We start from the raw sequence: 24,848 nt of genomic DNA on the forward strand, positions 1-24,848 counted from the left end.
AAATCGTGTTTACCGGGTACTGATCTGGCTGTAAGTCGCTCTCGGTGATGGTGAGAGACAGAGACTCACCACCGAAGGGGGAAGAATAGGAAGTGGATCGTCATCGGCTGGAGCGGCTGCGTTGGAAGAAAAGGTAGTATCGAACCCGGCCTGTGCCAGCACGCTGGTATTGTTGTACTGAATAACCGCAAAGTCGCCGATAGACGAGCTGGTTCCGGCTGCACCACCTGCTGCCGGCGCTTCGAAATCCAACGTCGGATCTGCACCCGCCAAAATCGCTTGTTGCAAGGCGGCAATATCACCATCTAGCAGCGCGATTGCGTCTTCACTGTCTGCCAGCGTGACGTTTTCATCCAGCCCAATGATCTGAATGCCCTCATCATCGAGCTTGATACAGGTGGCACAGGGCTCTGTAACCAAAACGGGTTCGCCATCTTTAATGACAATGTAACGGGCGTTGGGTGACGCGATAACTATACCTTCAGCACCCACATTTCCACTGCCGCTGACTGGCGTTGCCAGATTGTTTTGAACAAGGTAGACCTTGCCTTCTTCTACGGTGACTGACGCTGATAATTTTTCTATGTTTTCCGACGTCTCTGAGCCGGTATTTGCTGTCTTCATCGATATACCTATAACGTTTACGAATCACCCAGCCAGCTGCCCCACTGTCTAGATTTACCAACTAAATTGCAGTGAGACGGGTTTTCGAAATTGTTTGCCTATCGGATTTGGTGCGAAGTACTAATCGATCAAATTGGTAAAAAATTAATGCCTCCCAGACAGTTTGGCCTTTAGAAGTTTGCTTTGACCTGTCTCATTTCCGATAGAAAAGCGATAAAGCCCGTTTTGGGGGGTCAAATACTTTCGAACATGCCCTACTTTTTACGTTGCTAAGTCAAACATGTGATTTATCGCAATTTGTGGTCACACACCTGTCCATATATCAATGCATCCAAGCAGTTTCAGGAGAAGAATAACAGGTGAAAAAATGGCAGTTGGTTCCAGTTTTCTTTCCACATTTTGACGTTTTGACTTTTCAAATTTTACGCAGGGTCTAATTTCGCTTTGAGGGAGCATTCATGAAGCAACGTAACACCCACTCTAGACTGCGGTTTTTGGCAAGAACATCTCGTTTCCCTACAGCTTGGAAACCAACATTAAGTGTTATCGCATTTGCACTTTGTAGCACCGGTTTAGCAGCAACCGTGCAGGCACAATCGTTGGAGCAAGCCGTTGCAACGACACTTTCACAAAATCCGACAATCAGAGAAGCCTATAACGAGTTTAAAAGTCGTGAAGCGGACATCGATGCATCACAAGGTGGTTACCTGCCTTCCGTGGATCTAGACGCCGGTATTGGTTATTCCGAATACGACAGTGACAATAACGATGGGACTTATCATCCCAAGGACGTACGGTTGAGCCTTCGACAGTTAATTTGGGACGGCTCTATTACTTATAACGACATCAAACGCACCAAAGCAGAAGCTGAAGCACAGCGCTTTCAACTGTTAGCAGATGCTCAAGACACCGCGCTCAGCGTGACAGAAGTCTATATCGAGGTCTTGCGCTCTCAGGCGATCATGGATCTTTCCCAAAAGAATCTGGAAACCCATGAGCGTATCTTTGGTGATATCAAAAAGCGAGCGGATTCGGGCATCAGTTCCACCGCAGATCTTTCTCAGGCGCAAGGTCGTCTGGCACAGGCACAAACCAATTTGCTGTCTGCAATGAGCAATCTCGATGACGCTGTTATCGAGTTTGAACGCATTGTAGGCGCATCTCCTCTCGATTTGGTCTTGCCGGAAGTTGATGCGCTTTTTATCCCACCAACACTGGTTGAAGCACTCACCATCGCCAAAGAAAACAACCCCGTTATTCAGGTTGCAACGAACGATGTAGAGGCCGCACACCGTCAGTACAAACAGGCTAAAGGCGACTTTCTCCCAACGTTTACCATTGAAGCCTCTCAGGAATGGGGTGAAGAGTTAGATGGTCAGCCAGGTGATACCGACGAGTTTCAGGCCATGCTGCGCATGCGCTACAACCTGTATAACGGTGGCACCGACGCGGCGGAAGCACGCAGCGCCGCATACCAAATAAATAAAGCGAAGAACATTCGCCATAACGCACATCGTCTGTTGGATGAAAGTACGCGTCTGGCATGGACAGCGAAAGAGTTGGCAGAGAAACAAACACAGTTCCTGCAACAACACGTTGATTCAGCCTCTAAGACGCTTGAAGCATACGAAAAGCAATATTTGATTGGCCGTCGTACATTGCTCGATCTGCTCAACACAGAAAACGAGTTGTTTGATGCGCGCCGCTCATACATTGATTCTCATTACGCCGGTATTTATTCAAAGTACCGGGTTTTGAATGCCACTGGCCTGCTGCTCGATGAACTGCGCGTTGATACGCCAGAAGAGTGGCAAGCTTCGGTCTACGGCAAGGACGGCAAAGATAAACAAGGAGACACCGAATGATGAACGCTTTTCAGCGATACGCTGGCATGTCTCGGCAAGCTCTCAGCAGTGTATTTCTGATCATCGCGGCTCTGGTGCTGGCGGGTTGTTCCACCAGCGCTTCACAAGCCCCTGTTGCCAAACAACATGCTGATTTGTTGGATGATGACAGTGATGGCGTGATTAACGCCCGGGATGCCTGTGAAGGCACCCCTCTTGGTGCAGTCATTAACAATGATGGTTGTTCCGAAGAGCTGGAAATCAGTGCCCGTGATGACCTGCATATTCTGTTTGCTAACGATTCAGCAAAGATCCCAGCAAGCTTTATCACCGAAGTGAATGACCTCGCCCGCTTCATGAAGTCTTTCACTTACATCGTGGTTGAGCTTAACGGTTACGCGAGTGTGGTGGGCGACCCAGATTACAACCTAGCGCTTTCAGAGCGTCGAGCCAATGCCGTAAAAAGCGCACTGATCAAACAAGGCATTAGGCCGGATAGGGTTCGAATCATTGGTTATGGCGAATCCGATCCCGTTCCTGCCCAGTCTCAGGAGCAGTCGGACATACTCAGTCGCCGCGTGACAGCGAGTGTGAAAGTATCGGAAACCGAAGTGGTTAACAAATGGACGATCTACACGTCATCATCCGCAGAATGAGATGACATCAGAAACAGAAAAAGGGCCGATTTGGCCCTTTTCTTTTATCACTTTTCTTTTATCGCTGATTGACTCATTAACGGCTTTTAGTGCAGGACAACCGGATCAAGCGTTCCCTGGTTGGTCGGTAACGCCAATAATAACCAGAAATCCAAATCTGTCTCGGTACACTTGTCTGGCGTGACTCGAATAACGCCTTTACAGCGCTTGCCGCTGGGTTGTTCAAGCAACGCACCGGGTCTTCGTAGTGCTTCTTTCATACACTCATCGCCAACAATGAACTGCAAGCCGTCATCATCTACGATGCTGAACAGTCGACCATGCTGGAAAAAGTAAATGCGCTCATTGTCGACTTCTTCCCGTATACCTGAAATGCCCAGCAACGCCCGGCGAACGAAGCCCGATAACTCTTGACCAGTCACACTCATTGGATTGTTCCGTATTAACTTCAACGATAATCATTCCCAATATAGTGATATGAAACGATCTGTTAATCCTAAGGGGAGCACATTGGGACGAAAACCGTTAAAAAGTCTGACAGACTTATAATCAACTTCGTAAAACTGTACTCATAAATATCCGGTGTTTCGAAAAAAGTATCAATCTTGAGTATTAAATCCTCTCAACCCGAAGTCACCGTGTAATGCGGGATTAAGGCGTGAACCCGCTTTAAGCATCAGGTTGATCTCGCACACATTTCATTCTCAAGGCTTCTTGACTTTATCAACGCTGGGCTACGCTTTAACTGTGAGACATCCATCTCACCTATTTAATCGTCTGCACTCCGTTGACGTTTGATTGCGTACTTATGATTTAGGAGGTGAATCGACAGCTAGAAACCACCCTTCTGTTCGCAATGACCAATTACAAAGGAGAGACGGTATGAAAGGGCTTCTATGGTTTAGACACGATTTACGATTGGCAGACAACCCTGCGCTCGTCGCCCTCTCCCGGCGCTGTAACCAAGCCCTCATGGTTTACGTGATTGACCCTGAATGGTTTCGACCCGCTCATTTTCAATCGCGTCACTTGGGAAGATTCAGGGAGGAGTTCTTATACCAATCTCTGCGTGCACTGGAACGTGAACTCAAAAAGCGTAAGCAACGTCTGGTTGTTAAAGTGGGTAATCCCCTCCAGGTGATACCAGATCTTTGCAAAAAGCACGGTATCGATCTTCTGGCCGTGACTGACCACCCCGGTGTATATGAACGCCAACAAGTGGCTTACTTATCACGAACTCTCGGTTGCGAGGTCAGTGTCAGCGAGAGCTTCTCACTTTTCCTTCGTAGCCAACTCACATTTGATAAAACCACCTTCCCGCAAACTTTCAGCCAGTTCAGAAAACATGTAGAAAAGCAGAACATCCTCCCCTGTATCCCTATTAGCGCACCTGAATCACTGCCTAAGCACATTGATGAGCGTCGTGATATCTGGGGTGGCCAAGAGTTTGTTTACGACCTGACGCCGTATCATGGCGGTGAAGATTCCGGCATGGTCCAACTGAACCAATTCTTCTGGAAAACCCAGGGGCTGAAAAATTACAAAGAAACCCGCAATGGATTGGATGGATGGCAGTTCTCGTCCCGTCTATCCGCATGGTTGGCAAACGGTTCAATATCTCCCCGTATTGTCGCTGCGGAGTTGGACAACTACGAGTATCGTCACGGACGGTCTGATTCCACCGAGTCCATGTATGCTGAGTTGCTGTGGCGCGAATACTTCCAATGGATGATGCATTACCATGGCGCCAGCATGTTTGCATTTGAGGGCATTAAGAACAAACGCCCTCTTACCACTTACTATTGTCAAAACTACAAGGCCTGGGAACGAGGCACCACAGAATATCCCATTGTGAATGCCTGCATGCGTCAACTGAACCAGACCGGGTACATGTCGAATCGAGGACGTCAGATTGTTGCTTCATGTCTGGTCAATGAGCTGGGTGTGGATTGGCGATTCGGTGCAGCCTACTTCGAACAGCAGCTGATAGACTTTGACGTCGCAACCAATTACGGCAACTGGCAGTACCTGGCAGGTGTTGGCGCAGATCCCCGTGGTCAACGTCATTTCAATCTGGAGAAGCAAACCGAAATTTACGATCCTGAAGGCTCATTCGTTGAGAAATGGGCCAATTCGAAATCGTCAGAAAGCTTGTTGAAGTATTGAATATCAACTAATGCGACGGGCGGCCTTAGGTCGCCTTTTTCTTTGCCACTGAAATCAGTAATGACTAAGTCATGCCCTTGCCTACCGTGGCCCGAACCGGAATTCCCTCCGAATAAAATGCTTCCAGACAAATTACATTCACACCAAAATGGGCAGGCGTTACGCACTTACGAGGGAAAGGATAACCGTCCCTTTATTGAGTGTTGGTCTTTACTCAAGAATTTCCAAAATGCGCTCACTCACTCGCTTGGCAAAAATCAGTGCTGAATGGGTTAATGGAAAAACTTCATGGCTTGCCATTCCGTCTATTTTCGTTTCTTCAACAAGCACGGTGCCGTCTGACTCCTCATCGCGAACCAACACCGTTGCCGGGCCAATACGCATATCCCCGGCAATACTGTATAGCGTTGAGCCTTTCGGCCATGTGGGTTCTTGTTCCGGCATCAGAAAGCGGCTGGACTCCTGAAACATAAAGTCACCGATCCCTATGTCTTTAAAAAACGCGGCGACCTTTGAGCCTTTGTGTGGGGTGCCCAAGGTAATAACCGTTTTTACACACCTAGACATGTCGCTGCCGTTTTCGAGATAAGCGCGCGTAATTACACCACCCATGGAGTGCGCAACAATTGCGATGTCATCACCATCAATAAAGTCATCCATCGCCCTGAACAACCCGCTCAGATCGGGCATGACGGTGTTGTAAGACAAATTCAAAACCTTGTGTCCTACACTTTCCAAGCGTTTTTCCAAGGGCAACATGGCAACACCATGCATGTACAGTCCGTGTAATAGAATGATTTTCATAATGTTCTTCTTATTCTCATTGAATCAGCCATTTTCCGTCATACCCGCGAGGTAATCATCAAACGGAACACCAGATTCATCATAACCTCAGAACAAGTCTTTCAACTGAGACACTGCGTACACTCTTTGAATAGGTACTTTATATCGACAAACATCGTCCATGGGCAATGTATTAACACTTCGAAGGACCGACATAATGGATTTACGACACCTCCTCATTTCATCAGTTTTTGTTGCTTTACCTTTTACCGCGAGCGCAGACGATGCGTCAAAAGAAGCGGCAAAAATTGAACAAGCGCGAGTTCATGAACTAAAAAAACTTGAAGAAGCTGCAAAGCGTGATCTGGCGGAAATTGAGCGGGAGTCGGCTAAAGACATTTCTGAAATGGAGCGCGAAGCGCAGAAACAATCTCAAGAAGAAATGGTTGAAAGTAAAAAGAAAGCCGCCGAGCAAAAACGCGAAATGATGAAAAAAGAAGCCGAAAAGAAACGTGAGCACCTGAAAAACAAGGCGAAGTGTAAAGGCAAAGAAAAAGCCTGCGAAAACGTAAGTTAAATCTACTTCTTGAAGATGAAAAAGCGACCCACAACGCGGTCGCTTTTTTCGCCCTGAATTTGAGTGGGATTGCCGACAATGAGACGCTCTGATATTCCTCTCGCTGCATACTCTTATACCCAAACAACCTTTAAGTGCTGGATTCAGGTTGTTTGGGTATATCTGGCTGCATAAATATCTCACATGGAGAACGTCACAATGAAATCATCCAAATTGGCCCTTCTCAGCATGCTGTTTGTTGTCGCTCCGTTTGGCTCTCAAGCCACAGAAACTGCCGGGCAACAGGCTGAACAAGTCGCACAGGAACGCGTAGCCCAAATGGAAGCGGTAGCCGACTCTGCCGAATCCGAAGCAAAGTTGTTGTTAGAGGAAACCAAAAAAGAGACGGAAGCGATGACCGAAGACGCAAAAGAAGCGGTCAGTGAGTAGTATTGCAAAGAAACAAAAAGGCGGTCAACTGACCGCCTTCCTACTGATTTATTTTGTTTTTAGAAGATAAGGTGCGCGACACCGGCGATGACTGGCAGAGTCACTAAAGTACGCAGGATGAAAATCATTACCAATTCCCAAACCTTCACCGGGATCTTACTGCCCAGCAGCAGCGCTCCAACTTCAGACATGTAAATCAGCTGGGTCACAGACAAGGTTGCTACAACAAAACGGGTCATTTCGTTGTCAATGTTCGCCGCCAGAACCGCGGGAATGAACATGTCTGCAATACCAATCAGCATGGTTTCAGATGCAGCGACCGCTTCGGGGATTTGCAGTAATTCCAGCAGAGGAACAAATGGCATACCCAGAATGGTGAATACTGGCGTGTATTCCGCGATGATCAGTGCAGAAGTACCAATCGCCATCACCACAGGCAGAACACCAAACACCATGTCAGCAGCGTTCTGGAATCCCTCTTTCAGTACATCACTCAAAGAGCGGATATGAGATGCGCGGTTGACGGCACTTTTCACACCGAAGGAGAACAGCGTTTCACCTTCTGGAAGAGATTCATGCTCAAAGGTTTTCTCTTCGCCATTCACCAGGGTGTTCTTTTTCCAACAAAGTGGAGGAAGACGCGGCACAACAACCGCAGCCACGAAGCCCGCCAGACACACTGTCAGGTAGAATGGGACAAACATGTGCTCCAGACCGACCTGTGCAATAACCACCAAGCTGAAGCTGATTGAAACCACCGAGAAAGTTGTACCAACAATGGCAGCTTCACGTTCGGTGTAGTAACCCTGCTCGTATTGCTTGCTCGACATCAGAATGGCTACGCTACCATCACCCAGCCAAGAGCTGGCACAGTCCACCGCAGAGCGGCCTGGCAAACCAAACAATGGACGCATGATTTTGGTCATGAAGGTACCAATCAGTTCAAGAAGGCCAAAGTTGGTCAACAGCGGCAGGAACAGACCTGCAAAAACGAAGACAGAAAGCAGAGTCGGAAGAAGATCGCCCAGGACGAAACCGCCGGTAGCACCGCCAATCACGTGTTCAGGACCAAAACCGAAAAACGCCATGACGACAAACGCTGCCCCCAACAAACGGACTGTCAGCCAAACAGGTGTTGCCAAAAACAGGCCTGACAAGAACTTTGAATCTGTAATGAAGCGTGGCTTTGTCGCCAGCGCCAGCACTGAACCCAATGCACTAATGAGGATGATGCTAGTCACCACGATAGTCGCGCTCTGACCAAGAAGCCCCAATAGCGACTTCGCCAGCACAGCGATAGGGATCGTAAAGCCACCATCAATCATAATTGGCGTCATAAACAGCAGTACGCCCAGCAATGATGGGATCAAGAACATCAACAGATTCCGTGTTGATGAAGACGATGTTTTTAGTTCTTCTGTTTTTTGCATGGCAATACTTCCTGAGCAATGCGTTGGCGAAATAGATATTCACTAAAAGTGACTAATTGAGCGCAAGGTTAATGCAACCCGTTTTCCATGTAAACAATAAATAGTCATATATTTTGAATAATTTCACCATATTGGCTCAATTGACTATTTTGAATTCAAATATTGTATATATTTAACGCATTAAGTGTTAATAACATGTAAATACAACTAATGGGATGCATAAAAAAACCGGCTTTAAATAGCCGGTTTACGATGGACTTCCCCTAGTCACAAAAGTGAATAGCTATCCTATTTTACGATCGATCTTTGCATATTCGGCTTCAACCCATGCACCGAAGCTGTCCATCAGGGCAACGACAGCGCGTTTTTTCACGGGCTTACGTTCAATCAAATAGAAAAGTCGCTCTATTTCTAACGATTTATCAGGGTAGTGTTGAAGAAAAGCCTCAGAAGCGGGCTTCAATTCAAACTGCCAGTTCTGCTCTTTATGCGCGACCAACCCAAAGCTGGCTCTGATTAACCGCTCGGCGGCTTCCTGGGCGGCGTCGAGTTGCGTCCCCCATTTGGTTGCGACCGCGATTTTCTGCCGTAAGTCTTTAAGTCTTGGTGCCAAGTCATCATTCATTGCCTTGGACACTTCCCAGCTCACCTCGAAATGTCCGAAGCTCTTGCTGAGGTTTTCTCCTGCCAAGTTCACTGAACAATGCTTCAGGAAGAAACCCCAGCGGAATATATTCGCTAAATTGGTCACTTCTTTCAGTGGTACGACATCAATAAGCACACGCTTTAGGGCATCGCTGGATTGTTCAATGCGCCAACGAACGGTATTCAGCGCTGCATACTCCTGCACATTTAAAGCACGTGTGCAGACCAACAGCAAGGTGAGGTCGGCAGTCTCCCCTGCTTCCCTTCTAGCAACGTCGCCAGACAGATAAAGGCTATGAAAAAGTTCGCCACCCATCGCTGACTGAATCTGGCGGACAGAAGCCGCTATCGGTTCAACATAATCAGGTTGAAACGGTCTTTCGTTATCCAACTCAGGTAACAGGCCACCACGCGGCTTGTTCTTGTACAAAGGCATGTCCTCGTTCGGGCAGCTTTAGTTTTCTATATTCTATACCCAATGAGGTTCAAGATGCTGGTATCAATATGAAATCGAGTGATTTATCGCTGCCTTTCTAAGCAATCTCGTGTTGTGATGATTGGGAAATCGCTAACACCGTGGTGTAATGACACAAATTCAGACATCCTGAGAGACCTCCATGGAAATGCCTTTACTGTCAATTGACGAAACACTCGACACTGCCTTTGAAATCTTCTACGAAATGGCAGAGGACAATCTCGAATACGATGACATGCTGGCTTATCAAGAGCGCTTCGATGAAGAAGGCGCCGGCGTTGCTGTAGAAGCAGAAAGCGATTGGGAAGGCCACGTGGCGTTTGACGTAGACCGCGAAGTGTTTGTTGAAATCCGCATCGGCCTAACTTCAGGCGATACGCTGGACGATGTGTTGGTTCGTATGCTAATCAGCCGTGACCCGGAACAGAAGTTCTGTCATATGCTGTGGAAGCGTGCAGCAGAATAAAAAATGGGGGCCAGCAAAAACGACCGCTGGCCCGTTGGCAAGTTAAAACTGAAAATCTTTTGACGCGTCGTGGTTCCTTGGCAGCTTGTGCGCAATGCCCTTGTGACAGTCAATGCAAGTCTGCCCTGCTTCTTCCGCCTTGTCGTGCACACTCGCCGCCACTGATTTCTGGGCGCTGAAATCCATAAACTCGAAATTGTGGCAGTTTCTACATTCTTGAGAGTCGTTTGCCTTCATTCGGTTCCACTCTCGGGTTGCCATTTCCAGTCGATGATCTTCAAATTTTTGAGGTGTATCAACAATACCAAACGCTTTTGCATAAAGCTCCTTACTCGCTTGGATTTTTCGCACCATTTTCGGACCCCATTCTTTAGGCACGTGGCAATCAGGACACGTAGCCCTTACACCGCTTCGGTTGCTGTAGTGAATGGTACCGACATATTCCTGGTACACATTGTCTTGCATCTCATGACAGCCGATACAAAACTCCTCGCGGTTCGTCATTTCCATTCCGGTGTTAAAACCACCCCAGAAAATGATCCCCGCAATGAAGCCCAGTGTCAGCACCGTACCGATAGCCAAGCCGCTCGGTGTTCTGAACCAGGTCCAGAATTTGGTGATGAATCCCGGTAGTTTCATCATCACCTCCTACTGTCCAAACTTACCGGCTGGAACAAACTCGTTCTCAACCAGCGCTTCAGCCTGCACTTGTGGAACATGGCACTGAAGACAAAAATAACGGCGTGGTGACACCTCCGTCAGCACCTTGTTGTCACGATCCATAAAGTGGGTCGGACTAACACGTGGCGCGCCCGTTTTACGGTAAACATCCACGTCATGGCACTGCAGGCACGCGTTGTTGGATTGATTGACCTGATAACCATCGACCGAATGGGGAACCATCGGCGGCTGGTTAACATAGTTGAGCGCAAAGCGTTCCTGATGTTTAGGTACCGCTTTGATTTTTGGCACTTCATTGTTGGCGCCTATCTCCTGATCGCCACGCAGTGATGTGACTTCAGCGATGGCGACAGAACTGAGTAATGCCGCAACAATCAGGGAAATGGAGATTTTCTTTTTCATTGTCGGATCCTTTCGAATCAAATTCTTTCAGTGTGCTGCGGGGCGTTCCCACAGCACTGCCCGGATAAGTCGTTACGCCTTTACAATCTTCACAGCCGCTTTCTTGAAGTCGGTTTCTTTAGAAAGCGGGTCAGTTGCATCCAATGTCAGCTTGTTAACGAGCTGTCCGGCGTCGAAGAACGGCATGAATACCAGCCCTTCCGGCACACGGTTACGCCCGCGTGTTTCCACATGCGTCGCCACCTCGCCACGACGGGAAATCACTTTCACCGCATCGCCACGACGCAAACCACGGCGTTTTGCATCCAACGGGTGCATGTAAACCACGGCATCCGGATAGGCTTTATAGAGCTCAGGGACGCGGCGGGTCATGGTGCCTGTGTGCCAGTGTTCCAACACACGTCCCGTTGACAGCCACAGGTCGTATTCTTCATCCGGCTCTTCTGCAGCAGGTTCGAAAGGCAGTGCGAAGATGACTGCTTTCTTGTCAGGTTTGCCGTAAAACGCAAAACCTTCTCCGGCATTCACATACGGATCGTGACCTTCTGCGTAGCGCCACAGGGTTTCTTTGCCATCTACCACAGGCCAGCGCAGGCCACGAGCCTGGTGGTAGGTTTCGAAAGGTGCAAGGTCATGCGCTTTACCACGGCCAAACGCCGCATACTCTTCAAACAGACCTTTTTGGATGTAGAAGCCAGCGTCTCGCGCGTCGTCGTTCAGGCGGTCAGCCGGGATTTCATCAAGCTTGTACTCGTTGACTTGCCCATTGGCGAACAGAATGTCGAACAGGGTTTTGTCTTTGTACTCTGGCATTTTCGCAACCAGGTCCGCAGGCCATACTTCACCCACTTTGATACGTTTAGACAGCTCAACAATTTGCCAAAGGTCAGACTTAGCCTCACCCGGCGCCTTGATTTGCTGGTACCAGAACTGGGTACGGCGCTCGGCGTTACCATAGGCGCCCTCTTTCTCTACCCACATTGCCGTTGGCAGAATAAGGTCAGATGCCATCGCTGTTACCGTTGGATACGGGTCAGACGTAATGATGAAGTTTCGGGGGTCACGATAGCCTGGCAGACGCTCTTCGTTAATGTTCGGACCTGCCTGCATGTTGTTGTTACACATCACCCAATAGACATTCAGCTTGCCGTCTTTGAGCATGCGGTCTTGCAGAACAGCGTGATAGCCCGGCTTCGATGGTATCGTTCCTTCAGGCAGTTTCCAGATTTTTTCCGCCATGGCGCGGTGTTTAGGGTTAGCTACTACCATGTCCGCAGGAAGACGGTGAGCAAAGGTACCCACTTCACGCGCTGTACCACAGGCCGAAGGTTGACCGGTCAGGGAGAACGGACCACAACCCGGCTTAGAGATTTTTCCGGTCAGCAGGTGAATGTTGTAGCAAAGGTTGTTTGCCCATACACCACGAGTGTGTTGGTTGAAGCCCATGGTCCAATAAGAAACTACTTTGGTTTCCGGATTGGCGTATAGCTCTGCCAGTGCAATCAGTTGATCTTCGGGTACACCAGACAACTCAGAAACCGACTTCACGTCGTAATCAGCAACAAATTTAGCGAAGGTGTCAAAGTCGATCGCTTCCGATGCACCACTACCCGCGTTCTCTGCAGATTTTTCAAGTGGATGAGTAGGACGCAGACCATAACCGATATCGGTCGCGCCTTTGCGGAAGTTCACGTGTTTTTCGATGAAAGATTTATCGACTTTATCGTTTTGAATAATGTAGTTGGCGATAAAGTTCAGGATCGCAAGGTCTGTCTGCGGCGTGAAGATAATGCCATTGTCAGCCAGCTCAAAACTGCGGTGTTCATAGGTAGAAAGCACAGCGACTTTAACGTGATCTGCTGACAAACGGCGATCTGCCAGACGCGTCCACAAAATCGGGTGCATCTCTGCCATGTTAGAGCCCCAAAGTACAAACGCATCCGCTTGTTCCAGGTCGTCATAACAACCCATTGGCTCATCCATACCAAAGGTACGCATAAAGCCCACTACCGCGGATGCCATACAGTGACGTGCATTCGGGTCAATGTTGTTAGAAAGGAAACCTGCTTTCATCAGCTTGGCTGCGGCATAACCTTCCCATACAGTCCATTGGCCTGAGCCAAACATGCCAACAGTGGTTGGGCCGTTTTGCTGAATGGCCGTTTTGAACTTGTCTGCCATGATATCCAGCGCTTCATCCCAGCTCACTGGCGTGAATTCACCTTCTTTGTCGTAAACACCGTCTTTCTTACGCAGCAAAGGCTGGGTCAGACGGTCGCTTCCGTACATAATTTTTGGCAGAAAGTATCCCTTCACGCAGCTCAAGCCTCGGTTAACCGGGGCTTCCGGATCACCTTGAGACGCAACAACGCGCCCATTCTGAGTGCCTACTAATACGCCACAGCCAGTGCCGCAAAATCGGCATGGCGCTTTATCCCATTTTACCTGCTCATCAGATCCCGCCGCTTGCGCGATTGAAACGGGCAAGGTCACGCCTGCTGCGCTTGCAGCCGCAGCAGCGGCATTTGCTTTTAAAAATTTACGTCGTGTCAGGTTCATCGTCCCACTCCTTCCAATGCATCCTCAGGCTCTTCTTCCTCGACCTGATGAAAAACCAGTGTCGCTGCCAGTACGCCAGGCAACGCTTTAATCTGTTCAAATTTATCCAGTAAACCGCCACGGCTTTCGCCTTCAATCACCACGACCAGCTTTCCAACTTCACTGGAAGCTGGCACTTCCGCGCCGGGGATCTTTTCAATCTCTGAGGTAACGCTTTCTATTTGATCAGCAGCGGCATGAACCACCAGACTGCTTACGTGATATTCATTCATTGCCAGTGTTCTCCATGGCGATGGCATTGACAGGACAAGGCGAGATGCAAGCACCACAGCCGGTACAGTCGTGAAGGTTGATATTTGGCTGGGCGACTTGCCCTTGTGTCAGTTGGAATCGGATGGCGCGCGTATCGCACACATCGCTGCAACTGCGGCATTCCACCCCTTTGAAAGTGAGGCAGGTATCCTTGATGGTAATGACCTGTTCCCAGGGCTTTTCGGTTTCTGGGGCGAAAAGTTTCTCCGGACACTGTTCAGCGCAGGCATAGCAGAAGGTGCATTCGCCTTTGGAGAAATCGATAGAGGGGAAACCGCCGTCGCCATTCACGATCACTTGCTCCTCACACACGAGGTGACATTCACCACAGCGGGTACATTGATCAGTGAAATTGTCGCGGTCAGCAATCCATGGCAAAGGCTGAACCTTGGCTTTGGCTGCGCTTCTCAGAAAGAATCGGCGACGAGTATCGACCATCTTGGACCTTAATCCTTAAAGCTCACATTTCATGAGCTACTTCTTAATTAAGGCCACGTTATGAAGAATTGAGAGGTGTATATATACCTCTTAGGGGGTATATAGGGGGTGGTATTGCGCTAGATCAATTTATCGAATTGATTTGGCTCACATTATGAAATCAAAACCGTAAGCTTGAATCTTAAGATGAGTGCTCAAAAGAAAGATATAGCTGTAAAACAATCCGTTACCACCATCGTCGCCCGTTCTCTTATTGGCATACTCTTTCTCGCGGTGATTATCACGGGTTTTGCAATCTTTACCTTTGCTTCCAGCCTGAATGACGCTGCGGCGATCAATACCTCTGGCTCATTGCGGATGCAAAGCTACAGAATTGCTTACGACATCGTACTCGACTCTCCTCGTCTGCCTGAGCATATCGCAAGCTTTGAAGCGTCACTGCTTTCGCCTGAACTCGTTATTCTGGATAACTTCGCCGTTCCCATGGAAATACGGGACCGTTATAACTCGCTCATCTCTCGCTGGGTCTTGTTGCGCCCGGAGTTGGAGAGCCAAGATCGAGGTTTTTACGTTGAGCAAGTCGGTTTATTCGTAAATGATATCGACCGTTTTGTGTATGCCCTTCAGCAGCATTCTGAAAACAAACTACAGGTGCTCGCCATGGTGGGAAGTGTCGGTCTTGGGCTGATCTTGGCGTTGGTGCTGTTTCTGATTCACTACACTCAACGCCACATCGTGAATCCTCTCAACATGCTGGTGAAAGCCAGCCAGAAGATTCAAAACCGCGAATTTGATGCAGAGTTACCGCCTGTTATGAACAATGAATTGGGTGTGCTTTCCAACAGCTTCGCCTTGATGGCCAATGAACTAAAAGGCCTCTACAACAACCTAGAGCAGAAAATTGAGAGTAAAACCCAAAAGCTCACCAAGGCCAACCAGTCACTCAATGTGCTTTATGATTGTTCAACCCAACTCTCTTCTACCTTCCTTACGCGGGAGAGCTTCGAGAAAATCTTAGCCATCACATTGAAAGCAGACGGTGTAAACGCGTTGGCATTACAGGCCCATAACGAAAACCAGACTGACTGGGAAATTTCTGCAGGTGAGCCATCAGAAGAAGAATGGCGTTCCCTCCCATTAGAGCTTGATGGAGAAACGCTTGGAACCCTCAAATGGCAAGGGAACATAGACATCGTTGACCATGCGCTTCTCTCTAATCTGGCCGCTATTTTTGCCCGTGGGGTTTACTATAATCATGCGCAGAAACAGGCCATGCACCTCGCAGTGATGGAAGAGCGGGCAACATTGGCGCGTGAGCTACATGATTCAATCGCTCAATCGCTCTCTTACCTGAAGATCCAAACGAGTTTGTTAAAACGCCATCTAAAAGTTATTGATGCGCCTGACTGCAAAGAGATTGCTGACGATATCAGCGAACAATTGCGCATTGCTTACGATCAGCTGCGGGAACTGCTAAACGCATTCAGACTGTCTTTGACTCATGCTGATTTTGGCCTTGCCCTTCGCGAAATGATTGATGCCTTACAATCGCAGACCGATGCAAAGCTGTCTGTTTCTGCTGAAATGGATACCCTTTCTATGGATGCACAGCGCCAGATGCACATTCTGCAAATCATCCGTGAAGCCTGTGCCAATGCCATCAAACACGCACAGGCAACTAACATCAGGGTTCGCTGTTTCCAGTATAATCATCAGGCTTATGTGGAAATCGTCGATGATGGCGTTGGCTTCTCGCTACGCGAAGAAAAGCCAGACCACTATGGGCTGAACATCATGCTGGAACGCTCTGTCATGCTGGGTGGCGAGCTGAAAATCACCACAGCGCCCTCGAAAGGCTGTCAGGTAACACTAACCTTTGACCTTAACTAACCCGGAGTAACTTTCACATGGAAACATGGAGTGTCTTGCTGGTCGATGACCACCCGCTGATGAGAAAAGGTCTTTCGCAGTTACTGAAGTTTGAGCCTGAGTTTTCTTCCATTGCAGAAGCCAGCAATGGTGCTGATGCTATTGCTGAAGTGCTACGCAACGAACCAGACCTGATTATTCTGGACCTCAACATGAAAGGCCTTTCTGGTCTCGACACGCTCAAAGCACTGAGAAATGATGGCTGCACGTCCATCATTGTTATTCTGACAGTATCAGACAGTCCAAGCGACATTCACGCCATTGTACAAGCGGGTGCTGATGGTTATTTGCTTAAAGACGGTGAGCCGGAAGAGCTAGTGGACCAACTGAAGTTCGCCATGACAGGAGAAAAAGCTTATAGCGAGCAGGTCCGCCATTTTCTGGAACAGAACCGTGACCAAACTTCGCCGCTTAGCGTGCTGACAGAACGTGAACGCCAAATTCTCCATCAAGTTGCCAAGGGGCTCAGAAACAAGCAAATTGCTGAAGCGCTATATATCTCTGAAGCAACCGTGAAAGTCCACCTGAAGAACCTCTTAAAAAAACTGGGGGTAGAATCGCGCGTTGCTGCCACCGTACTCTATTTGGAAAACGAGCCGGGCGCTTGATTGAAGACTTAACAAACAAGACTAAAAGCCAAGCATAAAAAAAGGCGACCAAATGGTCGCCCTTCCTTTACTCAATTAGACATCGACTTAGAACAGGTCTTCACCGTTCAGGGTAACTGTCTCTGCGTCAGTCCAAATTGTGATGGTGCGATCCAGCGTTTCGTGCTCAAACACGTAAGCATTCAGTTCGCCAACCTGAGTATTGTTCAGTCCCATCAGGCTGATCATTTCTGCTGAGATTGGTGCGTTAACAGTACCGCCGTCAACAAACTCCCAAGGCACGCCAGATACATCAAGTGCATCATCACCTTCGCCCAGGTAAGCAACAAAGCCGTCCCAGTCATCAGGTGTGCCCAGATCTTCACCAGCAGGTACGTCTGACTGTGCTTCGATAGCATTCGGGTTGATAATAACCGTCTGGTCACCTTCATCACCAATCACTGCTTCGATTTGAGCCATAACATTGCCCGTTACAGTAGAATCTGTCTGGTAAGAAACGCCTGTGAAATCGACAACGGCATCACCTTCTACCAGCATGGTATCGAAACCGGTATCACCGTAGTACATGTGCTGATTGATCACTTCACCACTGCTGTTTGTTGTGGTGAGGCCAACAAAGTCGTCTTGGCCAAAGATAAGCACATCGTCACCTTTACTACCACGGTAGCTGTCGACACCTTCACCACCGTCGATGGTCACATCATCGCCTGGTCCGCCGTGCAGGAAGTCATCACCGGCACCACCCAGCAAGGTATCTTTACCAGTACCACCGAATAAGGTGTCATTACCTTCACCACCTTCAATGATGTCGTCGCCTTCACCACCATAGATAGTGTCATCGCCAACACCACCCATGATGTGGTCAACATCGTCACCACCATAAATGGTGTCGTTACCTTCACCACCGTAGATAGTATCGGCGTCGCTCTCTTCAACAACCTGAGTCGCATTCACTTTCATCACAACGTCATTGAAGTCTTTGTCACCCAGACACCACAGGTCTTCCCAGCAAGAGTTCTCGCCAGAGTTGATTTCGTGATCCTGACGGTCGCCGTTTTTACCTTGCTCAGACACATAGCCACCAGCAGACAGACTACCTTGACCAAATACTGGGCTACCGTTAGCAAAACTCAGCGTTACTTCGCCCTCGTCAAAGCCTTTGGTATCGCCGTCTGGAATGATGAACAAGCCAAGGCGATCTGCACCTTCAACATCGATAATTGCTTGCGCTTCGTTATCCAGTTTCGCGTTGTCAGCCATGATCACGGCTTTCAGAACGTTACCATTCTCATCCAGCACGTAGTAACCCACGCTGTTGTTGTAAGAAGCACTAGAGGTGATGTGTGACAGATCTAACGTGACAGCGTCACCATTGCTGATATCCCAGTAACCATCGTGGCCACGGTCAAGCTCCAGTGTTTGGTGACCATAGTTACCACCGTAAATGACGTCGTCGCCTTCTCCACCGTAAATTACATCGTCGCCCCATTGACCGTAAATGGTGTCGTTACCTTTACCACCGTCAATGTAATCTTCATCGTTAGAGACCTGAGTTTGCTCTTCAGCAATCTGGTCGTACTCGATGTAGCTGATGTTGCTGTAAGAATTTGGCACCAGTGACAGATCAGTAGCATCTGTGATTTCAGGGCCGCTCAGTTGAAGCAGCAGGTTACCGTTCTCATTCAGATTGTTGTAGTGGTGGCCATTACCATCCAGATCCACATCAATCACGGCAAATTCGTAGATGTTGCCGTCTGAATCACAGTACTTCAGGGTATAATCCAGGTTCACAGAATAAGTGTTGCCATCGATGGTCACTGTTTGTGATTTGTCATCTGAATACTCGTTGCAGTAGTCGTCACCATTCAGCTTGCCATCGTCATCCTGGAACGTCACATTGGTAGAGCCGCCATCGAAAGACAATTTGTTCGGGAAGCAGAAAGTATGGAACTCACCGCCTGAAGGCATAGTGAAGTCGCTGCCCATTTGGAAAACGTTTACACTCGGGTCGTCGCTAAAGTTAGGAGATGCAGTGTTGCCATAGATGGTGTCATCACCGTCACCACCGAAAAGCTGGTCCTGACCATTGTTGCCTTCAATGTAATCATCACCGCCCTGACCATACACAGTATCGTCACCGTCACCTGCGTAAATCTCGTCGTCACCACCAACACTTGGATCAACTTCTTCTGGAGAAGTGAAAGAAGAGTAGTCCAGGCTGCTGATGTTTTCGTAAGAGCCCTGAACGTAAGACATGCTGGTTGAAGAAGTGATTTCTGGGCCATCCAGTTGGATCAGGATTTTGCCGTTTTCACCAACGTTGTGGTAGTGACTGCCATTGTTGTCAGCATCGATGTCTACAACAGCAAACGTGTAGACGTTGCCGTCTGAATCACAGTACTTCAGTTGGTAGTCAACGTTTACATCGTACTCATTGCCATTCAGTTCAACTGTCTGCGTTTTATCGTCTGAATACTCGTTACAACGATCGTCACCGTCGAGCTTAGCGTCGTCATCATTAAACGCTACGCTGGTCGTAGAACCTGAGAAATCAAGTGTTGGTGGGAAGTTGAAAGTGTGGAATTCGCCACTTGAAGCAGTGAAGTCATCGCCAAGTACAAAAACAGCGCCAGTGTTGCCATTGCCCGATGAGCTACCTACATCACCATAGATAGTATCGTCACCACCACGACCCTCGATGTAGTCATCTCCCAAAGTGCCGTTAAGTGTCTCGCCGTTTGAAGTACCGATAATATTAGACATTTGTTGTCCCTCTTTTAGCTAACCAAAGCAAGAGGCAGTCCGGCCGTCTCAGTACCACCAACAACCCTGAGACCCGAAACTTTCCGTCCCTGTTTCACAACAGGTATGGCTTTAACTCCGAATAGTTGTCCTATTGATGAATCTCGAATGATGGGCACCTTTCGTTCGCAAAGCATTGGTGCCGCTGTTTCAAAGCGATATCAGGTTGGCCGAATGAGGGCACCACAGCAAGCGTCTGAAGTGCAATTAGTACTTAATATAAGGCTGAGGGTGGAAGTGGTCTTAACTGATTTTTAGAAAATGACGAACAGGCATTAGAAAAGCACTACGTGAAAAGCAGTACTCTTGAGTGATTATGGTATGAAACCGTACGCCGTATGTGACGTTTTCACAGGGCTGTACGGCGATATCAACAGAAAAGCCATCGACCGATGGCTTTTCCAGACATGCTATTGGCTTAGTTAATATTAGGCCGCGACAGCGGGCTTTTCTGTCAGGCTTTCGTCAGAATCCTGTTTGTTTCCTTCCGCACAATGCATCCAGTCTATCAACTTGCTTGAACATAGGATTAGAAGCAGGCCAGCAATCGCTGAAGTGACCGCAATACCACCGAAGATTGCCAGTGGGCCAGCATCGCCAACATGGCTACCAATAAAGCCTGCCACATAGTTTGCTACTGCATTGGCACAGAACCAGGTTCCCATCATCACAGACATCAGGCGAAGCGGCGCCAGTTTAGTGATCAGGGAAAGACCAATTGGAGACAGGCACAACTCACCCAGCGTGTGGAAGAAATACGCCCCTACCAGCCACCACATTGAGGCTTTCACTGACATATCACCGCCCTGCTGCATTGCCGCCCCTACCATGCAGACAAAGCCCAACGATAGGAAACCCATAGCCATCGCGAATTTGATTGGCGAACTTGGCTCGTTGGCACCCAGTCGACGCCAGAATACTGCCAGCAAAGGGGCAAGAATGATGATGAACATTGGGTTCAACGACTGGAACCAAGCCGCTGGTACTTCAAAGCTACCCAACATACGGTTAGTGTATTCCTGTGAATAGATGTTCATCAGACCACCGGCTTGTTCAAAGCCCGCCCAGAAGATGATGACAAACAGGCTCATCACGACGATCACTTTGAGGCGATCACGTTCAATCTTTGTTAGCGGTTGTTTTCCTTGACCGCCATTCTTGTCGCGATGTGCTTTTGCCGCGGGTTCAATACCAATATTGCCCAAATAACGGTTTGCAAAGAACAACTGGATAACCAGCGACAGCAACATCCCGATACCCGCGCAGAGGAAGCCAGCTTTCCACCCGTAATGCATGGAAGCGGTACCGGCAATGATACCTGCCAGCAATGAACCCAGATTGATGCCCATGTAGAAAATGGTAAAAGCACCATCACGACGGTTGTCACCTTCGTTGTAAAGATGTCCTACCATGGTGGAAATGTTTGGCTTAAACAGACCGTTACCGATAATCAGAAACGCAAGACCGACATAGAACGCCTGAAGTTCAAACGGGTCGATAAAGCTGTTTGGCAATGCCAGTGTAAACTGACCAATTGCCATGAGCGCACCACCGACTATGATTGAGCGTCGTTGGCCAAGGAAGTTATCAGCAATCCAGCCGCCAAGAACAGGCGTCAGGTAGACAAGTCCAGTGTAGATACCGTAGAGGTTCAGCGCGTCTTGTGTCGTCCATCCGAGACCGCCGTTAATGGTTTTATCTGTGAGGTAAAGCACCAGGATGGCGCGCATTGCGTAGAAGGAGAAGCGTTCCCAAAGCTCTGTGCCACAGAGGAGGAACAGACCGCGAGGATGACCCAGCCATTCAGACTGTCTGCTTGCATTCATTGTGTGTTTACCGCCTTTATGATTATTAAAGCGGGAGTTTCTAGGTCCTCCTTTTCCTTTCCGACTCCGCTACAGGCGGTACACATTGCACCAATTTGATGTTCGTCGCAATTACTAAATAAACAAATTTTATATTTCCGAATTTGCTTTGATCTCTATCAGGAGAGACCACTACAGAAAAAGGCAGGAGATCCTGTTGGATTTCCTGCCTTTTTGTCCATTTCGCCTGTATTTTATACTTTACAGCGCCCTAGTCTGTTAGCGCCGTCACGGGTGTATCTGGCGCCATATTCTGACGGCGACACAGCAGCAAACCCAGTCCTGATACCACTGCCATGGCCAGCAAAATTGCGCCCAGCGAGAACTGATCATTCACGTTCATCTGTGCCGCCAACAAGGTAAATAAGCCTGCACTCATGTTTTGAACACCGCCCATCACCGCACCCGCCGTGCCTGCATGACGTGGAAACGGCGAGATAGCACCTGTGGTTGCCGCAGGGAAAAGGACACCCGCGCCCATGAAGTAAATAAATGCACCGCCAATCAGCGTCTCAACGGTCACAGTGACAAAATAGCCAGGGATCACTACGGTCAATGCGCCCGCTAACAAGATCACCGAACCGACTAGCAGAGATTTCCCTGATGACTTTCGCTGCTCGATCACGCTTGAAAGCCAAGAGCCCGCCATAAAACCCGGCAAAGGCAGTACGAATAGCAGGCTCACTGTCGTCGCACTCAGACCCAGTGTGCTTCCCAGCAACACCCCTGCTGCCGCCTCAAACACTGAGATACCAGAGAAAACCGCAATCAGGCAGATTAAGTAACCTTGAAACTGTCGGTTACTCATCACATGGTGATAGCTCTTCAACACAGAGTCTTGGCGACGTGCTTCAGGTGGCAATGTTTCCTGAAAATACAGCGACATGATCAAACACACCACGGCCGCCAACATGAACAAGAATCCATAACTCGCCTGCCAGCCAAAATAGGTGCTGAGTAAGCCACCAATCACAGGTGCCATCAGCGGCGAGAAAATCAGACCAATGCTGACGAGACTGTTCGCTTTGTGAAGACGGCTACCGTCAAAGCAGTCTCTTGTCAGGGTACGCGCCATAGCGCCACCACAACCAATACCAGCACCTTGAATCACACTGCCCAGCAAGAAAATGCTGAAGCTCGGCGCCATGAGCGTCACGATGGTACCAACAAGATAAATCGCCAAACCGACAAGAATGATGGGTTTACGACCAAAACGGTCAGACAGCGGACCATAGATAAACTGGGAAAGACCGTAAGGGATCAAGTAGCACGCCATGACCGCTTGCAGCCATGCTGGCGGTACAGCAAAACTGTCAGCCATCATGGCCATGGAAGGCACATACATGGTCTGGGTCATCTGACCAACAGCAGCCAGAATGATAATCATGAGTAAAATTTTGGATAAAGGCGTTGTCGATGACATCACCGGCACTCCCGGAAGCAAATAATCACTAAGAATCTTTTATGCGAGGAAGTGGACGATAAAAGGGATATTTAACGCTTTCGTTGAATAGTACGCCACCACCTCTAATTTTTCGCAGAGTTTAGTGTCGTGAGAGGCTTCAAACAACTAATTAAACGTCATTCAAGCACGATAAGAAATCATAGAAAGGATTAGTTTTACTAATGTTTATTTACAACCATTGGCTTGCCTGATTATTCGTTAACCAAGAATATACCCGAACAACCTTAAGATGCAGGATTCAAGCATCTTCAGGTCGTTTGGGTATAGCTCTCCAAGATCAAAAAAGCAGCGCCAGAGCGCTGCTTTTCATGAAGATAATTCGCGGAGGGCGATCAGATCGTCAACTTGTGCTTACCGTGAGAGACTTTAGCCTTCAGATACATTTTGTTGCCGTCTTTGAGGTGAGCCTGAGTGCCGACCACTGCTTCCAACTGGATGCCGTGCTCTTGGATTTCACGGATTTTCTTCGGATTGTTGGTGATAAGGCGGATGGTATCAACATCAAGCGCCTTCAGCATCGCTGCCGCGTCTTCAAAGGTTCGCAAATCATCGGGAAACCCAAGATGATTGTTGGCTTCATAAGTGTTCATGCCTTCGCTTTGCAGCTTATAGGCATCCAGCTTGTTGTATAGACCAATTCCACGACCTTCCTGGCGAAGATAGAGAATGACCCCACCTTCTTCACCCATTTTCTGAATGGTTTCTTCCAGCTGTTCGCCGCAATCACAGCGAGAGGAGTGGAATACATCGCCTGTCAGGCATTCAGAGTGCATTCTGACCAGCGGTGCGCCCTGCTGCTGATCTGCACTTTTGAAGATAATAGCGACGTGCTCTTTATCTGAGCCCAAACCTTCGAACGAAAGAATCTCTGCAGGGATCTTACTACCTACACCCACGTTCAATGGAACTCTTGCTCTAACTTTTGCCATCGACTGCAATTCTCTTTTTATTCAGCTTCGCTGAATGGTACTGCCCTGTTTATCCGGGTTGAGCCGCTTAGTGTTAAGCGCCGGATACATATCAACATACTCGTATTAGAATTGTTATAATATAACAATTGTAACGCTGTGGCGGGCAATCGTATCAGAACTCTAACGGGACTGCCAACCTCTCAGCGGAGGCGGCGTATCACGCTTGCAGGGTTTCCAGACACCACGGAAAACGGTTCGATATCACCTTCGACCACGGAACCCGCTTCAACCACAACCCCTTCGCCAATCGATACCCCGGCTTTGATCACACTGTTACCACCAATAACAACGTTGTTGCCGATAATTATAGGCAATGAAATTTCCATCTCACCATTCAGTACCTCCAACGGCAGGAGACTTTGGGTAATGGTGTATATACCTACGCCAGGGCCGATGAGGACATTGTTCCCTATTTCTACGTGTCCACTGTCTATGATGGTGCAGTTTGGACCAAAGGCCACGTTGTTACCCACATTGACGTTCATGCCGTAGGTGCAGGTAAACGGAGCCTCTACCACCACGCCTTTGCCGCGAATCGCAAACAGCTTAGTGATCACCATTTCATTGGCATCAACGTCTGCCGGGTCAATGGTATTGAATTGCTGACAAAGCCGTCTGGATGCATAGCGGAATTGAGTCAGTTCCGGGTCTGCGGGGCTATATGGCATTCCCTGCTGCATCTTTTCAAATTCAGTCAATCTTTCTTCCTTGAAAACATTGT

The 24,848-nt window shown here is 48.6% G+C and carries 23 protein-coding genes and 1 riboswitch; of the genes, 8 read left to right on the forward strand and 15 right to left on the reverse strand.

Features of this window, described 5'->3' with window-relative positions; genetic code table 11:
* Positions 1-9: 9 nt before the first annotated feature.
* On the reverse strand, positions 10-624 hold the full coding sequence (locus G5S52_RS03920; protein WP_165011873.1) for a retention module-containing protein: 615 nt from the start codon (positions 622-624) through the stop codon (positions 10-12).
* 458 nt (positions 625-1,082) lie between these two features.
* On the opposite strand from G5S52_RS03920, the gene G5S52_RS03925 reads away from it, so the two are divergent.
* Complete coding sequence (locus tag G5S52_RS03925; protein WP_205743764.1) at positions 1,083-2,489, forward strand: TolC family outer membrane protein; 1,407 nt, start codon at positions 1,083-1,085, stop codon at positions 2,487-2,489.
* Positions 2,486-3,124 (forward strand): OmpA family protein, encoded by a 639-nt coding sequence (locus G5S52_RS03930; RefSeq protein WP_165011874.1) that lies wholly within the window; start codon positions 2,486-2,488, stop codon positions 3,122-3,124. The genes G5S52_RS03925 and G5S52_RS03930 overlap by 4 nt, the downstream gene beginning before the upstream one ends.
* Before the next feature lie 86 nt (positions 3,125-3,210).
* Here G5S52_RS03930 and G5S52_RS03935 read toward each other — a convergent pair whose 3' ends face one another.
* Complete coding sequence (locus G5S52_RS03935) at positions 3,211-3,552, reverse strand: hypothetical protein (protein WP_205743765.1); 342 nt, start codon at positions 3,550-3,552, stop codon at positions 3,211-3,213.
* Between the two features lie 454 nt (positions 3,553-4,006).
* Here G5S52_RS03935 and G5S52_RS03940 point away from each other — a divergent pair, with 454 nt between their 5' ends.
* Positions 4,007-5,290, forward strand: a complete 1,284-nt coding sequence (locus tag G5S52_RS03940) for a DASH family cryptochrome (protein ID WP_165011875.1) — start codon at positions 4,007-4,009, stop codon at positions 5,288-5,290.
* Between the two features lie 210 nt (positions 5,291-5,500).
* On the opposite strand, the gene G5S52_RS03945 is transcribed toward G5S52_RS03940, so the two are convergent.
* A complete protein-coding gene (locus G5S52_RS03945) occupies positions 5,501-6,094 on the reverse strand; it encodes a PGAP1-like alpha/beta domain-containing protein (RefSeq protein WP_165011876.1) in 594 nt (197 codons plus the stop codon).
* Between the two features lie 196 nt (positions 6,095-6,290).
* Here G5S52_RS03945 and G5S52_RS03950 point away from each other — a divergent pair, with 196 nt between their 5' ends.
* On the forward strand, positions 6,291-6,650 hold the full coding sequence (locus G5S52_RS03950; protein ID WP_165011877.1) for a hypothetical protein: 360 nt from the start codon (positions 6,291-6,293) through the stop codon (positions 6,648-6,650).
* Positions 6,651-6,848: 198 nt separating this feature from the next.
* A complete protein-coding gene (locus G5S52_RS03955; protein WP_165011878.1) occupies positions 6,849-7,079 on the forward strand; it encodes a hypothetical protein in 231 nt (76 codons plus the stop codon).
* Positions 7,080-7,138: 59 nt separating this feature from the next.
* Here the strand turns inward: G5S52_RS03955 and G5S52_RS03960 are convergent, their stop codons facing one another.
* Positions 7,139-8,455, reverse strand: a complete 1,317-nt coding sequence (locus tag G5S52_RS03960) for a YjiH family protein (protein ID WP_165012114.1) — start codon at positions 8,453-8,455, stop codon at positions 7,139-7,141.
* A 337-nt stretch (positions 8,456-8,792) separates the two neighbouring features.
* Positions 8,793-9,584 (reverse strand): hypothetical protein, encoded by a 792-nt coding sequence (locus tag G5S52_RS03965; RefSeq protein WP_165011879.1) that lies wholly within the window; start codon positions 9,582-9,584, stop codon positions 8,793-8,795.
* 187 nt (positions 9,585-9,771) lie between these two features.
* Here G5S52_RS03965 and G5S52_RS03970 point away from each other — a divergent pair, with 187 nt between their 5' ends.
* On the forward strand, positions 9,772-10,095 hold the full coding sequence (locus G5S52_RS03970; RefSeq protein WP_165011880.1) for an HI1450 family dsDNA-mimic protein: 324 nt from the start codon (positions 9,772-9,774) through the stop codon (positions 10,093-10,095).
* A 42-nt stretch (positions 10,096-10,137) separates the two neighbouring features.
* Here the strand turns inward: G5S52_RS03970 and napC are convergent, their stop codons facing one another.
* The 5 genes from napC to napF form a co-directional block, all read right to left on the reverse strand.
* The gene (gene napC, locus G5S52_RS03975) at positions 10,138-10,734 is read right to left on the reverse strand and encodes a cytochrome c-type protein NapC (protein ID WP_165012115.1); all 597 of its coding nucleotides are present in this window, start codon (positions 10,732-10,734) and stop codon (positions 10,138-10,140) included.
* A gap of 9 nt (positions 10,735-10,743) precedes the next feature.
* A complete protein-coding gene (locus G5S52_RS03980) occupies positions 10,744-11,178 on the reverse strand; it encodes a nitrate reductase cytochrome c-type subunit (RefSeq protein ID WP_002540250.1) in 435 nt (144 codons plus the stop codon).
* Between the two features lie 72 nt (positions 11,179-11,250).
* Positions 11,251-13,737: a nitrate reductase catalytic subunit NapA gene (gene napA / locus G5S52_RS03985; protein ID WP_165011881.1), complete on the reverse strand. Its 2,487-nt coding sequence runs from the start codon at positions 13,735-13,737 to the stop codon at positions 11,251-11,253.
* Positions 13,734-14,009: a chaperone NapD gene (locus G5S52_RS03990; RefSeq protein ID WP_165011882.1), complete on the reverse strand. Its 276-nt coding sequence runs from the start codon at positions 14,007-14,009 to the stop codon at positions 13,734-13,736. Before G5S52_RS03990 ends, napA begins: the two co-directional genes overlap by 4 nt.
* On the reverse strand, positions 14,002-14,487 hold the full coding sequence (gene napF, locus G5S52_RS03995; RefSeq protein ID WP_165011883.1) for a ferredoxin-type protein NapF: 486 nt from the start codon (positions 14,485-14,487) through the stop codon (positions 14,002-14,004). Before napF ends, G5S52_RS03990 begins: the two co-directional genes overlap by 8 nt.
* Before the next feature lie 186 nt (positions 14,488-14,673).
* Between napF and narQ the strand changes: the two genes are divergently transcribed.
* Together narQ and G5S52_RS04005 are read left to right on the forward strand one after the other, a co-directional pair.
* Positions 14,674-16,377 carry a nitrate/nitrite two-component system sensor histidine kinase NarQ gene (gene narQ, locus G5S52_RS04000; RefSeq protein ID WP_165011884.1) on the forward strand — a complete coding sequence of 568 codons (1,704 nt, stop codon included), beginning with the start codon at positions 14,674-14,676 and terminating at the stop codon, positions 16,375-16,377.
* A gap of 17 nt (positions 16,378-16,394) precedes the next feature.
* The gene (locus tag G5S52_RS04005; RefSeq protein ID WP_165011885.1) at positions 16,395-17,024 is read left to right on the forward strand and encodes a response regulator; all 630 of its coding nucleotides are present in this window, start codon (positions 16,395-16,397) and stop codon (positions 17,022-17,024) included.
* 87 nt (positions 17,025-17,111) lie between these two features.
* Here G5S52_RS04005 and G5S52_RS04010 read toward each other — a convergent pair whose 3' ends face one another.
* The 5 genes from G5S52_RS04010 to G5S52_RS04030 form a co-directional block, all read right to left on the reverse strand.
* A complete protein-coding gene (locus tag G5S52_RS04010; RefSeq protein WP_165011886.1) occupies positions 17,112-19,787 on the reverse strand; it encodes a calcium-binding protein in 2,676 nt (891 codons plus the stop codon).
* 30 nt (positions 19,788-19,817) lie between these two features.
* A riboswitch (cyclic di-GMP riboswitch) is annotated at positions 19,818-19,907 on the reverse strand.
* Between the two features lie 347 nt (positions 19,908-20,254).
* Positions 20,255-21,652 (reverse strand): peptide MFS transporter, encoded by a 1,398-nt coding sequence (locus tag G5S52_RS04015; RefSeq protein WP_165011887.1) that lies wholly within the window; start codon positions 21,650-21,652, stop codon positions 20,255-20,257.
* 250 nt (positions 21,653-21,902) lie between these two features.
* Positions 21,903-23,114: a multidrug efflux MFS transporter EmrD gene (emrD, locus tag G5S52_RS04020; RefSeq protein WP_165011888.1), complete on the reverse strand. Its 1,212-nt coding sequence runs from the start codon at positions 23,112-23,114 to the stop codon at positions 21,903-21,905.
* A 374-nt stretch (positions 23,115-23,488) separates the two neighbouring features.
* Positions 23,489-24,085 carry a GTP cyclohydrolase II gene (locus G5S52_RS04025; protein WP_165011889.1) on the reverse strand — a complete coding sequence of 199 codons (597 nt, stop codon included), beginning with the start codon at positions 24,083-24,085 and terminating at the stop codon, positions 23,489-23,491.
* A gap of 182 nt (positions 24,086-24,267) precedes the next feature.
* Positions 24,268-24,825, reverse strand: coding sequence for a sugar O-acetyltransferase (locus G5S52_RS04030; RefSeq protein WP_165011890.1), 558 nt, complete (start codon positions 24,823-24,825; stop codon positions 24,268-24,270).
* Between the last annotated feature and the right edge of the window lie 23 nt (positions 24,826-24,848).

This window comes from Grimontia sedimenti (assembly GCF_011045095.1).
Classification (GTDB): domain Bacteria; phylum Pseudomonadota; class Gammaproteobacteria; order Enterobacterales; family Vibrionaceae; genus Enterovibrio; species Enterovibrio sedimenti.